This window comes from Bacillus sp. J41TS8, from assembly GCF_018333035.1.
Lineage (GTDB): Bacteria > Bacillota > Bacilli > Bacillales > Bacillaceae > Bacillus > Bacillus paralicheniformis.
Genome location: NZ_BORF01000001.1, coordinates 230,724 through 255,208, shown reverse-complemented (window position 1 = coordinate 255,208; position 24,485 = coordinate 230,724). Strand labels below are relative to the sequence as shown.

23 protein-coding genes are annotated in these 24,485 nt (G+C 47.8%); 15 read left to right on the top strand and 8 right to left on the bottom strand.

The window, feature by feature from the left end; genetic code table 11:
• The first annotated feature begins 200 nt into the window (after window positions 1-200).
• Both KI350_RS01405 and KI350_RS01400 read left to right on the top strand, forming a co-directional pair.
• Window positions 201-776, top strand: a complete 576-nt coding sequence (locus tag KI350_RS01405) for a TetR/AcrR family transcriptional regulator (RefSeq protein ID WP_003183871.1) — start codon at window positions 201-203, stop codon at window positions 774-776.
• A gap of 34 nt (window positions 777-810) precedes the next feature.
• On the top strand, window positions 811-4,035 hold the full coding sequence (locus tag KI350_RS01400; protein ID WP_003183869.1) for a bifunctional cytochrome P450/NADPH--P450 reductase: 3,225 nt from the start codon (window positions 811-813) through the stop codon (window positions 4,033-4,035).
• Between the two features lie 24 nt (window positions 4,036-4,059).
• Here KI350_RS01400 and KI350_RS01395 read toward each other — a convergent pair whose 3' ends face one another.
• Both KI350_RS01395 and KI350_RS01390 read right to left on the bottom strand, forming a co-directional pair.
• Entirely contained in the window at window positions 4,060-4,443 is a 384-nt protein-coding gene (locus KI350_RS01395; RefSeq protein ID WP_003183867.1) for a YoqO family protein, read from the bottom strand.
• A gap of 148 nt (window positions 4,444-4,591) precedes the next feature.
• A complete protein-coding gene (locus KI350_RS01390) occupies window positions 4,592-5,809 on the bottom strand; it encodes an MFS transporter (protein ID WP_003183865.1) in 1,218 nt (405 codons plus the stop codon).
• 120 nt (window positions 5,810-5,929) lie between these two features.
• On the opposite strand from KI350_RS01390, the gene KI350_RS01385 reads away from it, so the two are divergent.
• Window positions 5,930-6,829: a LysR family transcriptional regulator gene (locus KI350_RS01385; protein WP_025808043.1), complete on the top strand. Its 900-nt coding sequence runs from the start codon at window positions 5,930-5,932 to the stop codon at window positions 6,827-6,829.
• Window positions 6,830-6,906: 77 nt separating this feature from the next.
• Window positions 6,907-7,863: an ABC transporter substrate-binding protein gene (locus KI350_RS01380; RefSeq protein ID WP_003183861.1), complete on the top strand. Its 957-nt coding sequence runs from the start codon at window positions 6,907-6,909 to the stop codon at window positions 7,861-7,863.
• Between the two features lie 42 nt (window positions 7,864-7,905).
• On the opposite strand, the gene KI350_RS01375 is transcribed toward KI350_RS01380, so the two are convergent.
• On the bottom strand, window positions 7,906-8,850 hold the full coding sequence (locus KI350_RS01375; RefSeq protein ID WP_003183859.1) for a cupin domain-containing protein: 945 nt from the start codon (window positions 8,848-8,850) through the stop codon (window positions 7,906-7,908).
• 107 nt (window positions 8,851-8,957) lie between these two features.
• Here KI350_RS01375 and KI350_RS01370 point away from each other — a divergent pair, with 107 nt between their 5' ends.
• On the top strand, window positions 8,958-9,785 hold the full coding sequence (locus tag KI350_RS01370; RefSeq protein ID WP_016885521.1) for a uroporphyrinogen-III synthase: 828 nt from the start codon (window positions 8,958-8,960) through the stop codon (window positions 9,783-9,785).
• Between the two features lie 310 nt (window positions 9,786-10,095).
• On the opposite strand, the gene KI350_RS01365 is transcribed toward KI350_RS01370, so the two are convergent.
• Together KI350_RS01365 and KI350_RS01360 are read right to left on the bottom strand one after the other, a co-directional pair.
• Complete coding sequence (locus KI350_RS01365; RefSeq protein ID WP_009327807.1) at window positions 10,096-10,761, bottom strand: peptidase E; 666 nt, start codon at window positions 10,759-10,761, stop codon at window positions 10,096-10,098.
• 19 nt (window positions 10,762-10,780) lie between these two features.
• Window positions 10,781-11,158, bottom strand: coding sequence for a winged helix-turn-helix transcriptional regulator (locus KI350_RS01360; RefSeq protein ID WP_016885519.1), 378 nt, complete (start codon window positions 11,156-11,158; stop codon window positions 10,781-10,783).
• Between the two features lie 156 nt (window positions 11,159-11,314).
• Here KI350_RS01360 and KI350_RS01355 point away from each other — a divergent pair, with 156 nt between their 5' ends.
• Together KI350_RS01355 and KI350_RS01350 are read left to right on the top strand one after the other, a co-directional pair.
• Window positions 11,315-12,550 carry an MFS transporter gene (locus KI350_RS01355; protein ID WP_212930420.1) on the top strand — a complete coding sequence of 412 codons (1,236 nt, stop codon included), beginning with the start codon at window positions 11,315-11,317 and terminating at the stop codon, window positions 12,548-12,550.
• Between the two features lie 29 nt (window positions 12,551-12,579).
• Entirely contained in the window at window positions 12,580-13,428 is an 849-nt protein-coding gene (locus tag KI350_RS01350) for an aldo/keto reductase (RefSeq protein ID WP_003183850.1), read from the top strand.
• A 33-nt stretch (window positions 13,429-13,461) separates the two neighbouring features.
• Here the strand turns inward: KI350_RS01350 and KI350_RS01345 are convergent, their stop codons facing one another.
• Both KI350_RS01345 and KI350_RS01340 read right to left on the bottom strand, forming a co-directional pair.
• Entirely contained in the window at window positions 13,462-13,989 is a 528-nt protein-coding gene (locus KI350_RS01345; protein ID WP_069500642.1) for a methylated-DNA--[protein]-cysteine S-methyltransferase, read from the bottom strand.
• 4 nt (window positions 13,990-13,993) lie between these two features.
• Window positions 13,994-14,554, bottom strand: a complete 561-nt coding sequence (locus tag KI350_RS01340) for a bifunctional transcriptional activator/DNA repair enzyme AdaA (protein WP_016885516.1) — start codon at window positions 14,552-14,554, stop codon at window positions 13,994-13,996.
• Window positions 14,555-14,768: 214 nt separating this feature from the next.
• Between KI350_RS01340 and catA the strand changes: the two genes are divergently transcribed.
• Window positions 14,769-15,419, top strand: a complete 651-nt coding sequence (catA, locus tag KI350_RS01335) for a type A chloramphenicol O-acetyltransferase (protein ID WP_016885515.1) — start codon at window positions 14,769-14,771, stop codon at window positions 15,417-15,419.
• A 67-nt stretch (window positions 15,420-15,486) separates the two neighbouring features.
• Here catA and KI350_RS01330 read toward each other — a convergent pair whose 3' ends face one another.
• Window positions 15,487-15,747: a YrhK family protein gene (locus tag KI350_RS01330; protein WP_003183841.1), complete on the bottom strand. Its 261-nt coding sequence runs from the start codon at window positions 15,745-15,747 to the stop codon at window positions 15,487-15,489.
• Window positions 15,748-15,867: 120 nt separating this feature from the next.
• On the opposite strand from KI350_RS01330, the gene KI350_RS01325 reads away from it, so the two are divergent.
• The 7 genes from KI350_RS01325 (at window position 15,868) to KI350_RS01295 (ending at window position 24,479) form a co-directional block, all read left to right on the top strand.
• A complete protein-coding gene (locus tag KI350_RS01325; RefSeq protein WP_003183839.1) occupies window positions 15,868-16,332 on the top strand; it encodes a hypothetical protein in 465 nt (154 codons plus the stop codon).
• 397 nt (window positions 16,333-16,729) lie between these two features.
• Complete coding sequence (locus KI350_RS01320; RefSeq protein WP_003183837.1) at window positions 16,730-19,516, top strand: sigma-54-dependent transcriptional regulator; 2,787 nt, start codon at window positions 16,730-16,732, stop codon at window positions 19,514-19,516.
• A 201-nt stretch (window positions 19,517-19,717) separates the two neighbouring features.
• Window positions 19,718-20,155 (top strand): mannose/fructose/sorbose PTS transporter subunit IIA, encoded by a 438-nt coding sequence (locus tag KI350_RS01315; RefSeq protein ID WP_003183836.1) that lies wholly within the window; start codon window positions 19,718-19,720, stop codon window positions 20,153-20,155.
• The gene (locus KI350_RS01310; protein ID WP_009327812.1) at window positions 20,155-20,646 is read left to right on the top strand and encodes a PTS sugar transporter subunit IIB; all 492 of its coding nucleotides are present in this window, start codon (window positions 20,155-20,157) and stop codon (window positions 20,644-20,646) included. Before KI350_RS01315 ends, KI350_RS01310 begins: the two co-directional genes overlap by 1 nt.
• Before the next feature lie 17 nt (window positions 20,647-20,663).
• Entirely contained in the window at window positions 20,664-21,467 is an 804-nt protein-coding gene (locus KI350_RS01305) for a PTS mannose/fructose/sorbose transporter subunit IIC (RefSeq protein ID WP_009327813.1), read from the top strand.
• Between the two features lie 21 nt (window positions 21,468-21,488).
• Window positions 21,489-22,316 carry a PTS system mannose/fructose/sorbose family transporter subunit IID gene (locus KI350_RS01300; protein ID WP_003183830.1) on the top strand — a complete coding sequence of 276 codons (828 nt, stop codon included), beginning with the start codon at window positions 21,489-21,491 and terminating at the stop codon, window positions 22,314-22,316.
• A 129-nt stretch (window positions 22,317-22,445) separates the two neighbouring features.
• Entirely contained in the window at window positions 22,446-24,479 is a 2,034-nt protein-coding gene (locus KI350_RS01295; protein WP_107661758.1) for a glycoside hydrolase family 32 protein, read from the top strand.
• The last annotated feature ends 6 nt before the right edge of the window (window positions 24,480-24,485 follow it).

Here is a 24,485-nt window from a genome sequence, read left to right as displayed (position 1 = left end):
GAATATTATTAAATCTGCACTGTCTATTTTCAATTTGTGATTTTCAGCTCATATCGCCAATTGGTCCTATTATCCCTTTTTTCATTTTTCCTTAAAAATTTTTATATTAAAAAAGGAATCTTCGGGTGTTCTGTCAAAAAGTGAATGTATTGGAAACAGCGGAATGAACGTTCATTCCGCTGACTTGGAGGGCAAAATCAATGGAATCGGAAAGCAAATATCAGAAGATTATCGAGGCTTCGCTCGTCCTTTTCGCGGACAGAGGCTTTGACGCCGCAACCATTCCGATGATCGCCGATAAGGCAAACGTCGGTGCAGGCACCATCTACCGCTACTTTGACAGCAAGGAAGCACTTGTAAACGTCTTGTTCCAAGACAGTGTGAAGAGATTTAAAGAAAAGATAGAGGAGGGCTATCCTGAAGATTCAGCAGGCATAAAAAAACAATTTCAGCACATTTTCCGCTGCCTTTTCGAGTTTTCTCAGGAAAATATCCATGCGCTGTATTTTTTGGAAATTGACAAGACCTCTCATTACTTGACTGAGAAAAGCCGCGAGGTCTTGAACGAACTGCTGGATTTCATCTATTTATTTTTTGAAAAAGGGAAAGCGGCCGGCATGATTCGCCCTTTGCCTTCCCACATTTTGTCGGCTGTTGTATTCGGAGCGTTCGTTCATATTCAGAAGTTGGTAAGAGCAGGGGAATTCGAGGACCCTACCGAACTGATGGAGGAGATTGAAGAATGTTCCTGGGATGCTGTTAAACATCATGGATGAAAAGCTTTTTTCCAAAACAGAAAGGATGATTTTCATGAACAAGTTAGATGGAATTCCAATCCCTAAAACTTACGGGCCGCTCGGCAACCTGCCTTTGCTTGACAAAAACAGGGTCTCCCAGTCACTTTGGAAAATCGCGGATGAGATGGGGCCTATCTTTCAATTTAAGTTTGCGGATGCGATTGGGGTTTTTGTGTCCAGCCATGAACTGGTTAAAGAAGTCTCTGAAGAATCCCGTTTTGACAAAAACATGGGGAAGGGGCTATTGAAAGTTCGCGAGTTCAGCGGAGACGGGCTCTTTACAAGCTGGACGGAAGAACCCAATTGGCGGAAAGCCCACAACATCCTTCTGCCGAGCTTCAGCCAGAAAGCGATGAAGGGATACCATCCCATGATGCAGGATATCGCCGTCCAGCTCATTCAAAAGTGGTCCCGTCTCAATCAGGATGAAAGCATTGATGTGCCGGACGATATGACGCGGCTGACGCTGGACACGATCGGCTTATGCGGGTTTAACTACCGCTTTAACAGCTTCTACCGTGAAGGGCAGCATCCGTTTATTGAGAGCATGGTCCGGGGTTTGAGCGAAGCGATGAGACAGACGAAGCGCTTCCCGCTGCAGGATAAGCTGATGATTCAAACGAAGCGCCGGTTTAACAGCGATGTCGAGTCGATGTTTTCTCTTGTTGACCGGATCATCGCTGACCGGAAGCAGGCCGAGAGTGAAAGCGGAAATGACCTCTTGTCGCTTATGCTTCATGCGAAAGACCCTGAGACCGGCGAAAAACTGGATGATGAGAATATCCGCTATCAAATTATTACATTTTTGATTGCCGGACACGAGACGACGAGCGGTTTATTATCGTTTGCAATCTATCTGCTCCTGAAGCATCCGGATAAGCTTAAGAAAGCGTATGAAGAAGCAGACCGCGTGCTGACCGATCCCGTCCCATCCTACAAACAGGTTCAGCAGCTGAAATACATCCGAATGATTTTGAATGAATCGATAAGGCTTTGGCCGACGGCACCGGCTTTCTCTCTTTATGCAAAAGAAGAAACGGTTATCGGGGGAAAATATTTGATTCCAAAAGGACAGAGCGTTACAGTGCTCATCCCAAAACTGCACAGGGATCAAAGCGTCTGGGGAGAAGATGCCGAGGCATTCCGGCCTGAACGGTTCGAGCAGATGGACAGCATTCCGGCGCACGCATACAAACCGTTTGGCAACGGCCAAAGGGCATGCATCGGCATGCAGTTCGCCCTTCATGAAGCGACGCTTGTGCTCGGCATGATTCTTCAGTACTTTGATCTTGAAGATCATGCAAACTACCAATTGAAGATCAAAGAATCGCTGACATTAAAACCGGATGGTTTCACAATCCGGGTGAGGCCGAGGAAAAAAGAAGCAATGACGGCGATGCCGGGCGCTCAGCCTGAAGAGAACGGACGGCAGGAAGAACGGCCTTCCGCACCGGCGGCGGAAAATACGCACGGAACCCCTCTTCTTGTGCTCTACGGTTCAAATCTCGGCACAGCCGAAGAGATTGCGAAGGAGCTTGCTGAAGAAGCGCGTGAGCAAGGGTTTCACAGCCGGACGGCGGAGCTTGATCAATACGCAGGCGCCATCCCGGCAGAAGGGGCTGTTATCATTGTGACGGCTTCCTATAACGGAAACCCGCCCGATTGCGCAAAGGAATTTGTCAATTGGCTTGAGCATGATCAGACAGACGATTTGCGTGGTGTCAAATATGCGGTATTCGGCTGCGGTAACCGCAGCTGGGCCAGCACCTACCAGCGGATTCCGCGCCTGATTGACAGCGTATTGGAAAAAAAAGGCGCCCAAAGGCTGCACAAGCTTGGAGAAGGGGATGCAGGCGATGATTTTGAAGGACAGTTTGAGTCATGGAAATATGATCTGTGGCCGCTTTTAAGAACCGAATTTTCATTGGCCGAACCCGAGCCGAATCAAACAGAAACAGACAGGCAAGCCTTATCTGTCGAGTTCGTAAACGCACCTGCGGCTTCGCCGCTGGCTAAAGCTTATCAGGTGTTCACAGCGAAGATATCGGCAAACCGAGAATTGCAGTGTGAAAAGAGCGGGAGAAGCACAAGGCATATTGAAATATCGCTTCCTGAAGGCGCCGCATATCAGGAGGGAGACCATCTCGGTGTGCTACCGCAAAACAGCGAAGTGCTGATTGGCCGCGTTTTTCAGCGGTTTGGGCTGAACGGAAATGAACAAATTCTGATTAGCGGCCGGAATCAAGCATCACATTTGCCTTTGGAGAGGCCCGTTCATGTCAAAGACCTTTTTCAACATTGCGTCGAGCTCCAGGAACCGGCCACAAGGGCCCAGATACGCGAGCTGGCGGCTCATACTGTTTGTCCGCCTCATCAGCGCGAGCTTGAAGACCTGCTGAAAGATGACGTCTATAAGGATCAAGTGTTGAATAAGCGGCTGACAATGCTTGACCTGCTTGAGCAATACCCGGCCTGTGAACTGCCGTTCGCCCGTTTTCTGGCGCTTCTTCCTCCGCTAAAACCGAGGTACTATTCGATTTCCAGTTCGCCGCAGCTTAACCCGCGGCAAACAAGCATCACCGTCTCTGTCGTAAGCGGCCCGGCGTTGAGCGGCCGCGGGCATTATAAGGGAGTTGCATCGAACTATCTCGCCGGCCTTGAGCCGGGAGACGCGATTTCGTGTTTCATCAGAGAGCCTCAGTCAGGCTTCCGGCTTCCCGAAGATCCTGAAACACCGGTGATCATGGTCGGGCCGGGCACCGGAATCGCCCCTTACCGCGGATTTCTTCAGGCGCGCCGCATCCAGCGCGATGCCGGTGTGAAGCTCGGTGAAGCGCATTTGTACTTCGGCTGCCGCCGTCCGAACGAAGATTTTCTGTATCGAGACGAGTTGGAGCAAGCGGAAAAGGACGGAATCGTCCATCTGCATACAGCGTTTTCCCGGCTTGAGGGCCGGCCGAAAACATATGTGCAAGATTTGCTCAGAGAGGATGCAGCCTTGCTGATTCACTTGTTGAACGAAGGCGGCCGCCTGTATGTGTGCGGAGACGGAAGCCGCATGGCTCCAGCTGTTGAACAAGCTTTGTGCGAGGCGTATCGAATAGTACAGGGTGCGAGTCGGGAAGAGTCGCAAAGCTGGCTGTCCGCACTTTTAGAAGAAGGGCGCTATGCAAAGGATGTATGGGACGGCGGCGTTTCCCAACATAATGTGAAGGCGGACTGCATTGCAAGAACGTAAACAAAAAGAGGCATTCTGAATTGATCAGGATGCCTCTTTTTTAGAGTTTGTTATTTTTTCATTGATATAGATGAAAAGGTTTGATCCCAAGAACAAAACGAGCAAAATATACACCCATTTTGCCGGCGTTTCCCAACCCTCGAAAAAAGGCAGAGAAGCAATGAATGTTTGTCCTTTCATGATGACAAACACCAATAACGCCACAAAGATGATGAGAGTGATTCCCTGTAAGATGAGCGTTTTTGCACTTCGTTTTTTCAAGTCGTCCCATACGTACACCAGCACGAATACGAGGGAGGCCGTTGAGATGATATCATTCGCTGTGCCGTTTATCTTGAGCCCAAACCTGAGAAAAAGATTTAAACATACAGATGCCAAAAATCCATAAAATCCGATTGTTTTAAGCAAGGTGATTCCCCCCCTCAAACCATTATAGAGGGAGATAAAGGAAAAGCCAACATGACAGGCTGTGTTCAATCATTCTAAAAACGGCTGATCTTCAGGAGGAATCGCCATGCTGGCTTTGATTTAAATATCGGCATGCGGTGAAGAAAGTTTAGCTTTTATTTCGGACCTGTGAATTGTCTTGCCGTTTGTTTCTTTTGGCTTCGGCAAAGAAAATGACCGGATAAGCGATCAAAAGCAGCCCGATAATGAATGAGATGATTCCCGGCCATTTAAAATGGGTCCAGAAGAAGCCTCCGAAAGACCCCGCTAAGCTTGAGCCGAGATAATAGCTCAGCAAATAAAGGGAGGAAGCTTGAACGCGCTGTTCGCCGGCCGTCTGCCCGACCCAGGAGCTTGCGATCGAATGCGACCCGAAAAATCCAAATGTAAAAACAGCGATTCCGGCAATTTTAAGAGGAAGCTGAGGCAGAAGCGTAAGCAATGCGCCTCCTGCGATAATGGCAATCCCGATTTTCAGCATCAACGGGCTGCCAAAACGATCGGCTTTCTTCCCCATATAGACAGAACTGAGCGTCCCCGCCAAATAAACGATAAAGATGAACCCGATGACAGTTTGAGAGAGTCTGTACGGAGGTCCCATCAACTGAAACCCGATATAATTGAACAGCGTAACAAAGCTTCCCATTAATAGAAATCCAAGTGAAATGATTGACAGCAGCCGTTTGTTCATCAAGACGGCGCCGTAGGCCAAGCTCGCTTTTTTCACACTTGTTTTTCGCTTAGCGGAGTGCTGCGGCCGGGGCAGCAAAATCCAAAACAAATAGCTTAATAGTACTGATAATGCCCCGATGATTCCTAGCGCCGCGCGCCAGCTGAACAAGTCTGTCAAAAGGCCGGTCAAAAGCCTTCCGCTCATTCCTCCGAGGCTTGTGCCGCTAATGTATAGCCCCATCATTTTGCCGAGCCCTCGCGGATCAAATTCCTCTCCGACATAAGCCATGGCGATCGCGGGCACGCCTGCAAGGAAAAAGCCAAGCAGCCCTCTCATCGCCAAGAGCGCCGCGAAGTTCGGACTAAAGGCGGTCAAGAGGCCGAGCACTGATGTCGCAAACAGGGATATTGCCATAATCGTTTTCCGGCCGAACCCGTCAGATAAAGCTGCTGCCGTGAGCAATGCAAAAGCCAATATGCCTGTTGAAATGGATAAAGTTAAGCTTGCAGCTGCCGCCGATATGCCGAATTCCTCCGCAAACAGAGGCATGAGCGGCTGTGTGGTGTAAAGTGTGGCAAATGTCACAAAACCGCTGATGAATAAGGCGATGCTCGCTTTGTGATAATCCTTCGAATGCGGCTGTATGTAGGTCATGGCAGCTCCTCTTTTCTAGAATGACAATCTATGTTTCATGGTACGCTTTCATTTGTGATGTGTCTAATTTATAATAACTATCATCATCATGCGTTTTATTTATGAAGGAGCGGATGAGGATTGGAACTCTATCAAATTGACCATTTTATTGCCGTGAGCAGGCATAAACACTTTACAAAAGCAGCCCTGGAACAACGGATTTCCCAGCCGGCTTTGAGCAGGTCGATCAAAAAGCTTGAAGAAGAATTGGGCGTCCCGCTGTTTATTCGAAAAACAAAATCGATCCGCCTGACAAAGTACGGCGAGCAGTTCCTCATCAAAGCGAAGCAGGCCCGCCTTGCCCTTGACGAAGGCGTTCAGCAAATCAGGGAAAGCGTCAATCCGAATGCCGGGGAAATCTCGGTATCATTTTTGCATACGCTTGGTTCGCGGCTCATGCCGCAGCTGATTGCCGAATTTAAAAAGAAATACCCGAATGTTGCTTTCCGTCTGTATCAGGCCGCAAATGAACATCTTCAGCACATGGTGGAGACGGGCGAAGCTGATATCTGCCTCAGCTCTCCGCCGCTTCCAAACGAGCATCTTGAATGGACGGTGTTGGATACTGAGCAGCTTTATCTGGTGCTTCCAGCCGACCACCCGCTTGCAGATCGGAAAGAAGTCGCGATCCGGTCGATTGCACACGAAGACTTTGTCTGTTTTAAGCCGGGCTATGGTCTTCGATATGTGTTTGATCAAATGTGCCGGGGACTGTCCATCAGCCCGAAGCTTGCTTTTGAAGGGGAAGAAGTGTCGACGATTTTGGGACTAGTATCAGCAGGGCTCGGTGTAGCAATCCTGCCGAAAACGGCGGAGCACGTCCATTCTCCAGTGGCATTTTGCCGAGTGTCAGACTACCGTTCTGAGAGGACGATCGGTCTCGCCGTCCTGAAAGACCATTATTTGTCGCCGGCGGCACGCAACTTTAAAGAATTTGTCATTGAATACTATCGCCGGAACGAACGGTCTGATCAGCCGTAACTCAAATAAGGACTTCTCAAGATGACAAATATCCTGTATATTGATAATGATAATTATTATCAATTGGAGGATTAAATATGACGAAAAAGCAATATTCTTATATATTCACCCTTTTACTCGCTTTCGCTGTATTTCTTTCAGGCTGTCAAAGCGGCCAGAAACAGGCTGCATCAGAGAAAAATGAAGAGAAAACAAGAGTGGTGAAAACCATCAACGGAAATGTCACTGTACCGGCTAATCCGAAGCGCGTCGTGACGATTGGCTATGCGGGAACCATGCTTGCATTCGGGATCAAGCCGCTTGGAGAAACGGGAAAGTACCTTGGAAGTCCTTATATTAAAGATCAAGTTTCAGGAATAAAGGATATCGGGGGAAAAGACGGTTTTTCAGTATCTGTGGAAAAAGTTCTTGAGCTTAAACCCGATTTAATCGTATCGATGACGAACGATTCAAAAGAATATGAAAAGCTGTCAAAAATCGCTCCCACTGTCGTCTATCCGTTCGGCACATTTAAAGATGCACGCGATGAAATGAAAACGTTTGGCAAGCTGCTCGGCAAGGAAAAGGAAGCTCGGGAGTGGACAAAAACGTTTAATCAAAAAATGAAAGCCGCCCGCGCGAAAATTAAAGATGCATCTGTAAAAGGTGAAACGTTCTCTTTAATCGGCGCATATGCAAAATCTTTATATGTCTACGGGGCATACGGGTATCGGGGCGGAGAAGCGATCTATACGCAGCTGGGACTGACGCCGCCTGAATCTGTTAAAAAGGATGCAATTGATACAGCTGACGGATATAAAGCCATATCTTTCGAGGTCCTGCCGAAATATGCCGGAGACTACATATTTGTCGACGAATCATACAACGGAAAGCTTGATCAGGACAATCCGGTTTGGGCATCGCTTGACGCGGTGAAAAAAGGCAAGGTCTTTTTCCTCGATCCGGACAGATTTTGGCCGTATGATCCAAACGCTGTTCAGGCACAGGCCGAAGAAATCGCCGACATGATTTCCAAGAAAGCGAAAAATAAATAGAAAAGCGGGGAGCCGAAAAGAATGATCCGGCTTCCCGCTTTTTCATTTTTCATAATGCTGAAATTGAATATCCAGTGTCCGGAGGTACGTTTGCAGGCCCGCATCTTGGATGGGGATGATATAGGCGGCTTCATCTGACTCATTATGGTGGGAATGCCATAATCCCGGCGGTGTAATGAAGGCTTTTCCGGTTACCCAGTCAATTCGTTTCGGATCAATGATTTCCTTTGTGGCCGGATCGATTTTGCTTCCGACTAATGTATACGTGCCGGGTGCGGCATAGGCGACAAAATCGAGAGCCACCGACTTGTGGCTGTGAGGAGCTTGATTGGAGCCGGGAGGCACGATGCCGAACATTGCCCACAATACATGGGTGATCGTCAGCGTTTGATCGAATATTTCATTGTTCAAGAGAACGGAAATGCGGTTGCGATAACGGGCGTCAGGAGCGGCGGCCGCTTCAGCCAATTTTGCTTTTGACTGTTCAGCGGTGTAGAGAGTTGGTTGAAAGCGGGATTCCGACGGCTTTACGCCCAAATAATTCAGGAGAGGTGAATCGGTGATGTAATAAATGGCTGCATCTTCTGCTGCGGTATGCCGGCTGCCTGAACCGGCAGGCAAAGTCAAAAAATCGCCTTTCTGCCAGTGAATCGTATCTTCGCCCGTTTCGGTTTTCCCTGCGCCGCTGACAATGTAATATAGTTCGCTTGTCGCACGGGGGGCAGTGTGTATCGTGTCGCCTGAACGAATCTTGATGAAGTGGGCGAGAAGGGAAGGGCTTGAAGCGGGATAATCCGTCTTCAGTTCTTCGGAAATGTCCAGCGGGATGATCCGCGTTTCACCTGTCTCATACAATTCAGGCCCGAACTCTTTCACAGGAACCGGGCTGATTATTCCGCTTCCAATCGGGTCAGAGGCAGTGGTATACTCGAAAAAACGGGCATGTTTCGTCAAATGCTCGGCTCGGGTTTCAAATTGAGAATGCATTGAAAAAACCTCCTGTTATTTTTAGATAATTCAATCATATCTCATTTGGAAGATGCTAGTAAACAGTTGCATTGACAAAAAACAGATTACGGAAAAGAGGGATTGCATTGGGAAAAGGATTGAACGGCAGAAGAATTGCCATCGGAGCATCGCGAAAAACGGATGAAATGAGCACGCTGATCAAAAAGCAAGGCGGGGTTCCCCTCATTCGCTCCCTTCAGGGTACCGTGTTTTTGGCCGAAAAAGAAGTAGGCCCTGATTTGCGTGCCTTCGTTGAAACGGGAGCCGACTGGGTGATTTTCACGACCGGAATCGGGACGGAAACGCTTGTCAGCCTAGCTGAGAAACTTGGGATCGGAGAGCGCTATTTACAAGCGATCCGCAGGGCGAAAGCGGCATCGAGAGGCTACAAAACAATCGCCGCTTTAAAAAAGCTCGGCATTACGCCCGTTGCGGCGGATGAAGACGGCACGACCAAGGGACTGATCGACTCGCTCCAATCCCACGATTTTTCCGGCAAACGGGTGATGGTTCAGCTCCACGGCGAAAACGCTCCGTCACTGCTTCAGTTTTTGGAAGAGAAAGGTGCAGACGCTGTTCCGCTTCTGCCGTATCGGCATGTTGCTCCAGACCGGGAAACCGTCGCTTTATTATGCAGCGAGATCATCAACCGTGAAGTGGATGCGGTTTGCTTTACAACGGCTGTCCAAGTCCGCTCGCTTTTTCATTTCGCGAAAGAAAACGGCTATGCGGAGAAAATTGTTCAATCTTTTCAAGACAGCGTGTTGGCGGCCGCTGTCGGAAAAGTGACGGCAGAAGCTTTAAGAGAAGAAGGAGTCGAACGCCTTCTCGCTCCGGATCTCGAACGGATGGGAGCGATGATTGTGGAGCTGGCGCGGTTTTATGAAACGGAAGAGGGGATAAGAACACAGTAAGTGCGAAAGAAATCAGCAGATTGGGGTGTGGGAGTCTCCTTGGGGGCGTTGTGATGTTTTTTAAAGATGCAGACCCAAAAGGAAAAAAGCCGAAGATGCAGCTTGCCGTGCGGCTTTTATTTTCTGGGCCGTGATACTTTTTGGAAATAGTACTTTTGAATATTTTGATCATGAGCCGTTGATTGCGAATTTTTCTTTTTTGCTAGGCTTAGGCTTAGCCGTGTTTTTTCTGACGGAACGCCTGGTCAAACGGCTTGCATCCGCAAAAACAAGAAAAACGCTTCGCTGATGAGCCGAAGCGTTTTTTGCTTTATAAAACAAATTGATCTGAGACGAATACTGCGCCGTCTTCTTTAAACATACGGGCGGGCTTTGTTCCGATGACCCGGATGTCTGAAGTGCTTGCTGCGATTCCTGTTTCCTCTGGCAAGGCGATGACGGGAGTGCCAAAAGCATTCCTAAACCTTTTAATCAGCGGATCATGTTCAGCCTTGTAGTGGCACCAAACCGAATAGTCTCCGAGGAGCTTTAAGCCGTTAAAATCCCGCAATCCGCAAGCGTTGCGATCCATATAAGAGCAAGTCATAATGTTCTTTCCGAGAATGACGGCGCCGGCGCTTCCGCCGTAAATGGCGCCGCCGCTTTCGGCATAGCGCTTTAAAACCGCGGTAAAATGCGATTCGATGAATTGTTTTAGCAGACGAAACGTGTTTCCTCCGCCGATATATACGGCAGAAAACACGTCTAAATCGTGTACGGTTTTACCTTTGACATCCGTCCACATGACAATGTTTTTGATGCCGAGCGGGTGAAAGAGCCGGCTGATCCAGTCGAAGCCGTCATCATACCTGTCGGCGTCCATGGCAATCGGAATATACAATAATGGCTTATGAGGACAGATGCTCCGGGCAAAATGCCGATCCAGCTGTTCGGTTTGGTGTGCATCTCCGCCTCCGGAAAGAAACCATTTTCCCATCCTGACCTCCACTTATTTATCATGTTTCCTTTAATTGTTCATTCAGCACGCTGTCCTCCAAAACAGCAAATTTGTCTCCATACACTTTTGTAATGTGTTTTTCGCCCCAGGAGCACAGCGAATCCAAAATGTCTTTAAGCGTCCATCCGTATTCGCTGAGTTCGTATTCGACCTTCGGCGGCACCTGCTGGTACACGATCCGGTTGATGACGCCGTCCTCCTCCAGTTCGCGCAGCTGCTGGGTCAGCATTTTCTGCGTAATGTTCGGCATCAGCCGCTTGAGCTCGCTCGTGCGTTTTTTGCCGTGCGTCAAGTGACACAAAATCACGCATTTCCATTTCCCGCCGATCACTTCAAGTGTAGCTTCGACAGATATATTATACTTTTTCGGCTTCATGTTCTCCTCCAATCCATAGGTACCGAAAAGTACCTATCTCACTTTTTGGTTCCTATCACACTTAAAAGTGCGTACTTTTTTTTGCAGATGATATGTACCATAATATCATTAGCCGGCAGCCATTTGCTATACCTTAAAAAAGAAAGGAGAAAAAGAATGACCTCTGTTCATGATAAAAAACGCAGTATATTAGCGCTTTTAGCCTTGGCGGCCAGCGCATTTGCCATCGGCACGACCGAATTCATCAGCGTGGGGCTTCTGCCTTTAATTGCTGAAGACATGAATATTTCGGTGACGACGGCAGGACTGACCGTATCATTATACGCACTGGGCGTAACAGTCGGCGCACCTGTTCTGACGTCTGTCACATCCAGTATGCCGAGAAAAGCGCTGCTGCTGGTGATTATGCTCATTTTTATGATCGGCAACGGGCTTGCGGCATGTGCCGGAAGCATCGGTGTTTTATTAACCGCCCGCGTGATTTCGGCGTTTTCTCATGGCGTATTTATGTCAATCGGTTCAACGATTGCGGCAAGCCTAGTCCCGGCGGATAAAAGAGCCGGAGCGATATCGATCATGTTTACCGGGCTGACGATTGCAATGATTACCGGAGTTCCCATCGGCACGTTCCTCGGTCAGCAGTTCGGCTGGCGGATTGCTTTTGCGGCGATCGTCGCTGTCGGCGCACTGGCGTTTATCGCCAACAGCTTACTTGTTCCGGGCGATTTGCCGAAAGGCGTCCGAACGTCTTTCAAGAGCCAGTTGAAGCTTGTGACCAATGGGCGGCTGCTGCTTTTATTCATCATTACGGCGCTTGGTTATGGAGGGACATTTGTTGTCTTTACGTATTTATCCCCGCTGCTTCAGCATGTGACGGGCTTTAAACAGGAAGCTGTTGCCGTCATTTTGCTTGCTTACGGCATTGCCGTCGCGCTCGGAAATATTATCGGAGGTAAAGCGGCCAACAAAAAACCGCTTACTGCATTATTCTATATGTTCATCGCCCAGGCGGCTGTGCTTCTCATCTTAACGGCGGCTGTTCCTTATCAGGCAGCGGGCTTTATCGTCATCATGCTGATGGGATTTTTAGCCTTCATGAATGTCCCCGGGCTCCAGTCCTATGTGGTGATTCTGGCTGAACGGTTTGTTCCAGGGGCGGTTGATGTCGCATCAGCTGTCAATATTGCGGCGTTCAACGCCGGTATAGCGATCGGTTCTTATACAGGAGGCGCCATCACACAATCGATCGGATTGATTCACACTCCATGGGTGGGAGCTTTGATGGTGCTCGGCGCCGTCGTGCTGACAGGCTGGAGCAGGGCGCTGGAACGAAATGATCAAAAACAAAATGATCAAAAACAAAATCAAGCTTTAAAGGAAAACTGCGCATGACGCATACAAAATATAAGGAGGCCAATTAAATGATGACAGCAAAAAATTTGCAAGATCGAATCAAATTGAATAACGGGACAGCTATGCCCTGGTTTGGACTTGGCGTATTTAAAGTAGAAGAAGGGCCCGAACTGGTACAAGCCGTAAAAACGGCGATTAAACACGGCTACCGCAGTATTGATACCGCAGCCATCTACGGTAATGAAGAGGGGGTTGGGCAAGGAATCCGCGAGGGGTTGAAAGAAGCCGGCATTTCAAGAGAAGACCTGTTTGTTACATCAAAGGTCTGGAATGACGATTTAGGCTATGACGAAACGATTGCAGCCTATGAGGCGAGTCTCGAAAAGCTCGGACTTGACTACCTTGATTTATACCTGATCCACTGGCCTGTTGAAGGACGCTACAAAGCGGCGTGGAAAGCGCTTGAAACACTTTATGAACAAGGACGCGTAAAAGCAATCGGAGTGAGCAATTTTCAGATTCACCATCTGGAAGACTTGCTGAAAGATGCCGCCGTCAAACCGGCGATCAACCAGGTTGAGTATCATCCGCGGCTGACGCAGAAAGAGCTGCAAGCGTTTTGCCGTGCGCACGGCATCCAGCTGCAAGCATGGTCGCCGCTGATGCAAGGCCAATTGCTCAGCCATCCACTGCTGAAAGATATCGCGGACAAGTACGGCAAGACACCGGCCCAAGTCATTTTGCGCTGGGATTTGCAAAACGGGGTCGTTACGATTCCGAAGTCGACTAAAGCGGAGCGGATTGCCCAAAACGCGGACATATTTGATTTTGAACTGACCACCGAGGAAATGAAGCAAATTGACGCGCTGAATGAAAACACCCGTGTCGGCCCTGATCCCGATAACTTTGACTTTTAACAAAACGGCCCCGTTCGACATTCGAACGGGGCTTTAATTGAATTGTGCGGTTACACCGCCGGACTCCATCATCATCAGTTCTTTTTTCATATCCAATCCGCCCCGGTATCCCGTGAGCTGCCCGCTTTTACCGATAACCCGATGGCAAGGCACCACCATTAACAGCGGATTTGCGCCGATCGCCGCGCCTACTGCCCGCACAGCGGCCTGCTTTTCAATATGCTCGGCGATATCGAAATAGGAGCAAGTGCTGCCGTAAGGGATTTCGGAGAGCGCCTTCCACACTGCCAGCTGAAAAGGCGTGCCGGCAAGGTCGACAGGAAAGCTGAAATGAGTCCGCTTGCCGTTCAAATACGCCTGCAGCTGCTCGGCGTATTCTGCCAATCCTTTGTCATCCCGAATGAAAACTGGCTGTGTAAATCTTTTTTCAGCCCAAGCGGCCAAATCCTCGAAGCCTTGATTCCATCCCCCTGTAAAACAGAGCCCGCGGGCAGTCGCCCCAATGTGAATCTGCCAACCTCGGCAAATAAGCGTACGCCAGTATACGATTTGATCGTCCATATGTTTACCTCCGTTTCATTTGCCGGTACGACGTCGGCGATTGCCCAGTCTTCTTTTTAAACAAAGAGGCAAAATATTCCGCATTCGCAATGCCTACCATTGAAGCGATTTCTGCGATCGATCGTTCTGAATGAGCAAGCAAATCGACCGCTTTCTCAATCCTTTTCTGCAGGATGTATTCTGCCGGCGAGACGCCTTTGATTCGTTTAAATGTCCGCTGCAGGTGAAAAGGGCTGATATGGCACCTGTCAGCCAAAGCTTGCAGAGACAGCGTATCGCGATAAGATTTCTCGATGATTTGCACTACCCGCTGTGCCAGCTCTTCATCCGGCAGCAGCGCCCCGGCGGGATTGCAGCGTTTGCAGGGGCGGAACCCTTCTGATAAAGCATCTTTTGCATTGAAAAAAATCTGCACATTGTCGATTTGCGGAACTCTCGATTTGCAGGATGGGCGGCAAAATATGCCGGTCGTTTTGACCGCGTAATAAAAAACTCCGTCATAGGCGGAATCGTTTTCCGTAATTGCCCGCCACATTTCAGGCGTCAATCGTGATTTGCTGTTCATATCTTCACCCCGATATATGTCAGTATAACCTAAATGACAGCCGGGGGTGAGAGACGGAGAACGGCACAGCAAGAATACAAAGAAGGAGGGATCGGTTGCTTCGGCCTCCGAAACGCGCTACAATTCATTTACAATACAGGATGAGGTGAGAATATTGCCGAAATCAGTGAAGCAGTCCTCCTAAAATAAAAATCTATATTTTAGGAGGTAAAACATGAATTTTCAAACAATCGAGCTTGACACTTGGTATAGAAAATCCTATTTTGACCATTACATGAAGGATGCGAAATGTTCTTTCAGCATCACGGCAAACGTCAATGTGACAAATTTGCTCGCCTTGCTCAAGAAAAAGAAGATCAAGCTGTACCCGGCTTTTATTTATATCGTATCAAGGGTCATTCATTCGCGCCCTGAGTTTAGAACAACTTTTGATGACAAAGGACGGCTGGGTTATTGGGAACAAATGCATCCGTGCTATGCGATTTTTCATCAGGACGACCAAACGTTTTCCGCCCTCTGGACGGAATACTCAGACGATTTTTCGCAGTTTTATCATCAATATCTTCTGGACGCTGAGCGCTTTGGAGACAAAAGGGGCCTTTGGGCTAAGCCGGACATCCCGCCCAATACGTTCTCAGTTTCATCTATTCCATGGGTGAGCTTTACAAACTTCAATTTAAACCTTGATAACAGCGAACACTTGCTGCCGATTATCACAAACGGGAAATACTTTTCAGAAGGCCGGGAAACATTTTTGCCCGTTTCCCTGCAAGTACACCATGCCGTGTGTGACGGCTATCATGCCGGCGCCTTCATGAACGAGTTGGCACGGCTTGCCGCCGATTGTAAGGAGTGGCTTGTGTGACAGAGGAAAGGCCGATATAATTCGGCCTTTTTTATATGCGCTGCTTAGCGGTCTTACTGTGGTGTGTTTACTCCCGGCATTTGGAACGCCGGCTCTCAACAAACTTTCTGTAGTGAAAATCATGAACCAAACGGATCGTCGGCCTGATTAACAGCTGAAAGCTGCCGATCACAAACATCCATAGTCCCGCCGGCTTCAGTTCCTCGGAGAAAAAGCAGAAGCTCCCGACAAGGAATAAAAGGCCGATGAGAAAATCGTTTAATGTATGTAGAACTTTGTATCTTTTTTTGAAAAAGAGTTCATATCGATTGTTATTGTTTTGCGGCATTGCTTGATCACTCCAATCCTTTTATTTACCCTGCCGGAAGCCGGAGTGAAACGCCGGTATACATAGGATTTATGAATTAGGAAAACATATGGGGAAATAAACCATCCAGGAGTGAAAAATATGCGGTTATTCATATGTGCATCGTGCCTGTTCGGCTTGATTGTTCCGTCATTTGAAACGAAAGCGCTGACGTTTGAAGAATTGCCGGTTAAACAAGCTTCAAAACAATGGGAAGTTCAAATCGGTAAAGCCGAAGCCGGAAACGGAATGGCGAAACCGGAAAAAGGAGCGTTTCATACTTATGCTGTCGAAATCAAAAACATTGGACACGATGTGGCTTCGGCGGAAATTTTTGTCTATCGGAACGAGCCTAATTCTTCAACGAAATTTTCGCTTTGGAACATTCCTCACGAAAATCCGGTTTCTTTAGCCAAAAGCTTAAATCACGGAAGCTCTGTCAAGCACCGCAATCTGCTTATGGCAGAGAATGCGACCGAATTGGAAGTGGACATGATTTGGACGGAAAAAGGAAGCGAAGGCAGACTTTTAAAGGAAACGTTCATTTTCAAGGGAGATGAATCATGAAGAAAAAATGGCCGTTCATCGTCAACGGTCTTTTTTTAATGACTTAGGCAGCCGATCGTTCGGCCATACGATATCGAAGCGACCTCGAACCAGCAGAGCTCGTCACAAAACATTTGCATTTAAAGAAAAATACAGGATGTTTTCACCAATATTTTTCTCAATGATGATACACTATTGACAAGCTGCTACTTTGGGAGGGTGTTTCCATAGATGCCGATGAAGCAAAAACACCAAATGTGTCATGAGAGCTCTCTCTAATCGATATAAAAGTAGGGTGAACCGGGGTTGTCAATCTGTAAAAGATCTTTTTTTATCCCGTGATACGCTTTTGGAATTCTGAATCTTCAAGAAAGTCCCCAGCCTTTTGCTGATCAATCGAGAACAAAGGATGATACATATGAAAAGAATAGATAAAATCTACCATCAGCTGCTGGATAATTTTCGCGAAAAGAATATCAATCAGCTTTTAAAGATACAAGGGAATTCGGCTAAAGAAATCGCCGGGCAGCTGCAAATGGAGCGTTCCAATGTCAGCTTTGAATTAAACAATCTCGTTCGGGCCAAAAAGGTGATCAAGATTAAAACGTTCCCCGTCCGCTACATCCCGGTGGAAATTGTTGAAAACGTCTTGAACATCAAATGGAATTCAGAGTTGATGGAGGTTGAAGAACTGAGGCGGCTGGCTGACGGCCAAAAAAAGCCGGCGCGCAATATATCCGCCGATCCCCTCGAGCTCATGATCGGGGCTAAAGGGAGCTTGAAAAAGGCAATTTCTCAGGCGAAAGCGGCAGTCTTTTATCCTCCGCACGGCTTGCATATGCTGCTGCTCGGGCCGACGGGTTCGGGGAAATCGCTGTTTGCGAATCGGATCTACCAGTTCGCCGTTTATTCTGACATATTGAAGCCCGATTCCCCGTTCATCACATTCAACTGTGCAGATTACTATAACAACCCTCAATTATTGCTCTCTCAATTGTTCGGACATAAAAAAGGGTCTTTTACAGGTGCGGGTGAAGACAAAGCAGGATTAGTCGAGCAGGCGGACGGGGGCATTCTGTTTATGGATGAAATCCATCGCCTCCCGCCGGAGGGGCAGGAAATGCTGTTTTATTTCATAGACAGCGGCACATACAACAGGCTTGGTGAAACAGAGCATAAACGAACGGCAAAAGTCCTGTTTATCTGTGCGACAACAGAAAATCCGAGCTCTGCATTGCTGAAGACATTTTTGCGGAGAATTCCGATGACCGTACATATCCCTTCGCTCAATGAACGGTCCCTTGGAGAAAGAGTGGAGCTGACAACGTTTTTATTGGGGAAAGAAGCAGAGCGGATCAAAAAAAACTTAAATGTGCACATCGATGTCTATAATGCACTGATTCATTCTGCAAAATTCGGAAATGTCGGGCAGCTGAAATCAAATGTACAGCTGGTCTGTGCGCACGGGTTTTTAAATAACCTTGACAAAGACGAGGTTGTTGAACTGACCGTCCGGGATCTTCCGGACGAGATCAAAGAGGACTGGATGTCCAGCAGCAAAAATATTGAACGGAGCAAAATGATTTCTGAATATGTCAACATTACAACGATCATCTCTCCGATTGTGGAAGATGAAGCAACGAAAATCGATGACTCCTTTAACTTGTATCATGTCATAGAAGAAAAAGCGAAAATCCTCAATAAAGAAGGCTTAACAAAAAAGCAAATCAATCAATATATATTAACGGATATTCATTTGCACGTCAGAAGCTTTTTTAATCAGAAAATGCTTCAAAACCACAGTTTACTCAAATTCGTTGAAGACGACGTGATTCAGATGACGAAAGAATTAAAGGGAGTCGCCGAACATGAGCTTGACTGCAAGTTCGACCGTAAATTCATCTATTTCCTGAGCATGCACATCGCCGCATTTTTAAAGCGCGGAAAGCAGATTGATGTCTTAAATTCGCAGGAAACAGATGAAATCAGGGAAACCCATGTGAAAGAATACGAGGTCGCACTCATTTTCAAAGATAAAATTCAAGCATATTTCAAAGTAACCGTTCCGGAAATCGAAGTCATCTACTTGACGATGCTCATTCAGTCGATTAAATCATGGAAAGAAAACAAAAGGACGGGCATTGTCGTGGCCGCCCATGGAAACAGCACGGCAAGCTCTATGGTTGAAGTAGCCACTGAACTGCTGGGAAGCACCCCGATCGCTGCGGTTGATATGCCTTTGACCGTTTCACCCTCGGAAATCGTCAGCTGCCTAGCGGAGAAAGTGAAGCAGGTTGATGAAGGAGAAGGCGTTTTAATGCTTGTCGACATGGGATCGCTTGCGATGCTGGAAAGCAGGCTTGAACAACAAACGGGCGTTAAAATAAAAACGATCAGCAATGTTACGACATCTATGGTGCTCGATGCCGTCCGCAAGGTGAATTATTTGAATTTGAATTTGCACGCCATCTACGATTCGGTTACAAAGGATTTCATCGATTTATGGGCCGATAAACCGCGGGTCTCAGGCAAAAAGAAGGCGATCGTCTCCATTTGCACAACAGGCGGCGGAACGGCGAAGAAGCTCGAAGAGATTTTAACATCAATCGTGAGCAGGACATCTGATGAACAAATCAGCATTTTGACGGTGCCATCGATCAAATTAGCAAGCCGCATCAAAGAAATTGAAAAAGCGTATGAGATTCTTGCCACGGTTGGCACGAAGAACCCTAAAATCGATGCTCCGCACGTCCCTTTAGAAGTATTGATTGAAGGCGAAGGGGAAAAAGTGATTCAGCAGGTGATTGCAACCGGCGATATCCCGATGAGCGGCGGATTATCCGGTGAAAATGTGGTTGTAAAGGAGCTTTGCGAAGACAGCCTGAAGAAGTATCTTGTCTTTTTGAATCCCTATCATGTGATAGACATGCTGTTGGAGTGGCTTCAGACGGTTCAAGACGAACTGCGTATGACATTCAGCAACGCTGTGCTGATCAAAGTCATCATGCATACCGCTTTTGCTTTTGAAAGGGTGATCAAACAGAACCCGATCGCTTTTCCGGAGGAGGAAGAGATGAATGATCAGCTTGAAAACGTTCTTCACATCACAGAGAAAACATTAAAGCCTTACGAAGAAAAGCTTGGTCTTGCGATCAGCGAAGATGAAAAAATGTTTATCGCGTCCATCTTTGCTGAAGAGTTATAGCTGTTTCCCATCGGCAATTTTTTCATGTAAACCTGTATTAAGTGGACCCCCATTTTAATACAGGTTTATTTTTATGCTTAAACGTGTTTCAAATATGAAAATAATTCGTCTTGAAATACAATGAAAACGCTTAATACAGTTTTGTTGGCACGATACTTGCATTATAAATAAGCGAACGAAAAAAGAAAGGAGCAAATGTACATGATTACAGTCATTATCAGCGGCCACGGAAACTTTCCCATAGCATTAAAAGAATCTTCAGGGATGATATTCGGAGAAGAGGAGAGCCTGATCGCGGTGCCGTTTCTGAAAGGGGAAGGCATTCAGACACTGCAAGAAAAATATCATCAGACGCTGAAGGATGTTCCGGAGGAACACGAGGTGCTTTTTTTAGTGGATATTTTCGGCGGGACGCCATATAACGCAGCGACCCCTTACATCGCGAAAGAGCGGAGATTCGATATGGCAGCCGGAGTGAACCTGCCGATTTTGTTAGAGGCATTGAGCTTGAGGGAGCATATGCCGCTCAAACAACTGCTGAACCAGTTGAAAAAGATGAGCCGGGAATGCTTCCAAATATGCAGCGAGCAATTGGAAAAATTCAGTCAGTCCAATCAGGGAAGAGAGGATGAATTGTAATGAAAATCGTTTTGGCAAGAATTGATGACCGCTTTATTCACGGCCAAGTATTAACAAGATGGATCAAAATCCACGCTGCTGATCGCATTATCGTTGTCTCCAATGAGGTGGCACAGGACGAAATGAGAAAAACGCTGATCCTTTCTGTTGCACCTTCAAATGTAAAAGCCAGCGCCGTTTCGATTTCCAAAATGGCCAAAGCGTTCCACAGTCCGCGGTACGAAGATACGACGGCAATGCTGTTATTCGAAAATCCGGGCGACATTGTTTCCTTAATCGAAGCAGGCGTTCCGATCGAAATAGTCAATGTCGGCGGGATGCGTTTCGAGAATAACCGCAGGCAAATCACGAAATCGGTAAGCGTTACTGAAAAGGACATCAAATCGTTCGAACAATTGCATGAATTGGGCGTGAAGCTGGAACTGAGGCAGCTGCCGTCAGATTCGAGCGAAGACTTTATGCAGATGTTAAGAAACGCAACAAAATCCTAGAAGGAGGTTCTAAAGGCATGTCAACGATTCAAATCATTTTGCTGCTTGTCATCGCTGCTATAACAGGTATCGGTAGTGTATTGGACGAAGGGCAGACACATCGCCCGCTGATTGCCTGCACTTTGGTCGGCCTTGTCCTCGGGGATCTGAAAACAGGCATCATTCTCGGCGGAACGCTGGAGCTGATGGCGCTTGGCTGGATGAATGTCGGTCTTGCAATGGCCCCCGATACGGCCATCGCTTCCGTGATTTCGACTATCTTAGTGATTACCGCCGATCAGGGAATCGGCGAAGGAATCGCCGTCGCGGTGGCTTTGGCAGCTGCGGGTCAGGCGCTGACGATTTTCGTCCGGACGATCACCGTATTTTTAATTCACCGCGCCGACAAATACGCAAAGGATGGCAATTTTAAAGGAATTGAAATTATGCATATAACTGCCATGGCGTTTCAGGCGCTGCGCGTTATGATTCCGACATTGATCGTGGCTCTGATCAGTGTCAGCGCTGTTCAGGCGTTTTTGGGAAATATTCCGGAAGTCATCACAAAAGGCTTGCAAATAGGCGGAGGCATTATCGTTGTTGTCGGGTATGCGATGGTCATCAACATGATGAACATTCCGTATTTGAAGCCGTTTTTCTATATCGGTTTTTTGCTGGCCGCGTTCACCGATTTCAATTTAGTCGGCTTCGGCGCCCTCGGGCTCTGTCTGGCATTTTTATATCAGCAAGTGATGCAAAAAAATCATGCTCAAGGGGCGGTTGCTGCCGCCAGTGACGGCAGCATGGCCGCTTATGATGATGACGATGATCTGGATGCTTAAAAATTAAAGGAGGGACGAATAATGGGCACAGAAAAAAGATTAACGAAGAGAGAGATTTTCAGTATGTTTATCCGCTCAAACTTTTTGCTCGGATCTTTTAACTTTGAGCGTGTACAGGCGCTCGGCTACTGCTACGTCATGATTCCGGCGATCAAAAAACTGTACGGTCCGGGAGCAAAACGGAGCGAAGCGCTCCAGCGCCATTTGGAATGGTTTAATACACATCCGTGGCTGACCGCGCCGATATTTGGCGTAACCGCTGCGATGGAAGAAGAAATGGCCAACAATAAAAAGATTGATGCCAAAGCAATTAATGGAATGAAAATCGGCTTAATGGGCCCGTTGGCAGGCGTGGGCGACCCGATTTTCTGGGGGACGTTGCGCCCGGTTTTGGCGGCCTTGGGAGCGTCGCTTGCTTTAAGCGGAAACATCGCCGGCCCGCTTTTGTTTTTCTTTTTAATCAACGCCGTCAGATTAAGCACTAAATACTACGGATTAAAGTACGGCTATGTGAAAGGCATGGAAATATTGCAGGACTTGGTGGGGAACCGCATTCAAAAACTGACGGAAGGCGCTTCAATACTCGGGCTGTTTGTGATGGGAGCTCTCGTTTCCAAGTGGACCACAATCAATATCCCGATCGTCGTGTCGAGAATTAAGGATGATGCAGGCAAAGTCGATGTACAGACCGTGCAAAACATTTTAGACAGCATCATGCCGGGGGTACTGCCTCTAGGATTGACATTGCTCGCTGCCTGGATGCTTCGCAAAGGGGTGAATCCTCTTCTCATGATTTTCGGTATTTTTATCATCGGGATTGTCGGCTATTGGGCTGGCTTTTTGGCATAAAATGATTTAGTTGTTCTTTTCTTAGCTTTTGGAGAGGCAGGTCCATTCGGCCGCAAAAAGGGGGAGGCTGTTTGGACTTCCTGCCTTAACCGTCACTAAAAACCGTGTGAAGAAGAGGGGAGAAAAGGGATGAAAAAGAGAATGATTCAGATGGGGATCATAGGGGCTATGATGTTCCCGGAAGCCTTTTCCGCAGCTGCTGCCGACCCGGACTACTATAACGAGGATCATCGGCCCAAGTATCATTTCACGCCGGAAGCAAACTGGATGAATGACCCGAACGGGATGGTGTATTACGCGGGGGAATATCATCTGTTTTATCAATATCATCCATATGGCTTGCGCTGGGGGCCAATGCATTGGGGGCACGCGGTAAGCAAAGATTTAGTCAAGTGGGAGCATTTGCCGGTCGCACTGTATCCGGATGAAAAAGGAACGATTTTTTCGGGCAGCGCTGTCGTCGATCGGCATAATACTACAGGGTTTCAAACAGGGACGGAGAAGCCGCTCGTTGCCATTTATACGCAGGACCGGAGCGGGGAACAAGTGCAAAGCATCGCCTACAGCAATGACAAAGGCAGGACATGGACGAAGTACTCAGGCAACCCTGTCATTCCAAATCCGGGAAAAAGAGATTTCCGCGATCCGAAAGTCATTTGGCATGAACAGACAAAAAAGTGGGTGATGTTGCTTGCGGGGGGCGATCGAATTCTGATCTATACATCGCCTGACTTGAAGCGGTGGACATATGCGAGCGAATTCGGCGAAGGAGAGGGCAGCCATGGAGGCGTGTGGGAATGTCCGGATCTGTTTGAGCTTCCTGTAGAGGGCAGGCCGAATGAAACGAAATGGGTGATGCAAGTCAGTGTTGGAGACGGTGCTGTCTCAGGAGGATCAGGCATGCAATATTTCGTCGGCAGTTTTGACGGAACAACCTTTAAAAATGAAAACCCGCCGAATCGCGTACTATGGACAGATTACGGCAAAGACTTCTACGCAGCTGTCAGCTGGTCTGATATCCCGAAGTCAGACGGACGAAGGCTTTGGTTAGGGTGGATGAGCAATTGGCAATACGCAAACGATGTTCCCACTTCCCCGTGGAGAAGCGCAATGTCGATCCCGAGAGAAGTAAAATTGAAAGCGTTTTCCGAAGGACTTAGAATGATTCAGGCTCCGGTAGCGGAGCTGCAGTCGATACGGGGAGCATCGCAAACGTGGAAAAACAAGATCATTTCGCCTCGAAACGGAAATTTGCTGAAAGGGCTGTCAGGCGATGCTTATGAAATCAATGCGGAATTTCAAGTAAATACCGGAGCTGCGGCCGAATTCGGCTTTAAAGTCCGAACAGGGGAAAACGAGTATACGAAAATCGGCTACAGCAAAAACAGCGCTTCACTGTTCGTCGACCGGAGCCAATCCGGAAACGTCTCCTTTAATCCGAACTTTAACACTGGAAAGCATGCGGCCCCGCTGGAACCGGTCGCTGGGAAGGTGAAGATGCGCATTTATGTCGACCGCTCTTCAGTCGAAGTATTCGGCAACGACGGGAGGCAGGTGATCACCGACATTATTTTGCCGGACCAATCCAGCAAAGGGCTAGAAGTATACGCATCAAACGGGTTTGTCAAGCTGAATTCCATGACGGTTCATCCTCTGAAAAAAGTATGGGGAGCGTCGCCCTTTCAATCAAATTTGACCGGCTGGACGACCGTAAACGGTGTATGGGCCGATACGATTGATGGAAAACAAGGGCGCTCTGAAGGAGATTCGTTCATTTTATCTTCAGCAAAAGCAACAGATTTCACATATGAAGCAGATGTCGCGATAAAGGATGGAAATGGAAGAGGGGCAGGGGCTCTCGTGTTTCGGGCCGATCAGGATGTTAAAAACGGATACCTTGCCAATGTGGATGCCAAGCATGACGTGGTGAAGTTTTTCAAATTTGAAGACGGCTCGGCCTCTGTTATTGCCGAACACCGCACACCGATAGAAACCGGCCGGAAATATCACCTGAAAACGGTGGCCCGCGGTGCAAACTTTTATATTTACCTTGATGATCAATTGGTGATAAGCGCCCGGGATTCAACGTTTGCCGATGGAGCCTTCGGTTTGAATGCATGGGATGCGACCGCAGTCTTCCAACATGTTTATGCCAAACGATGATCATGT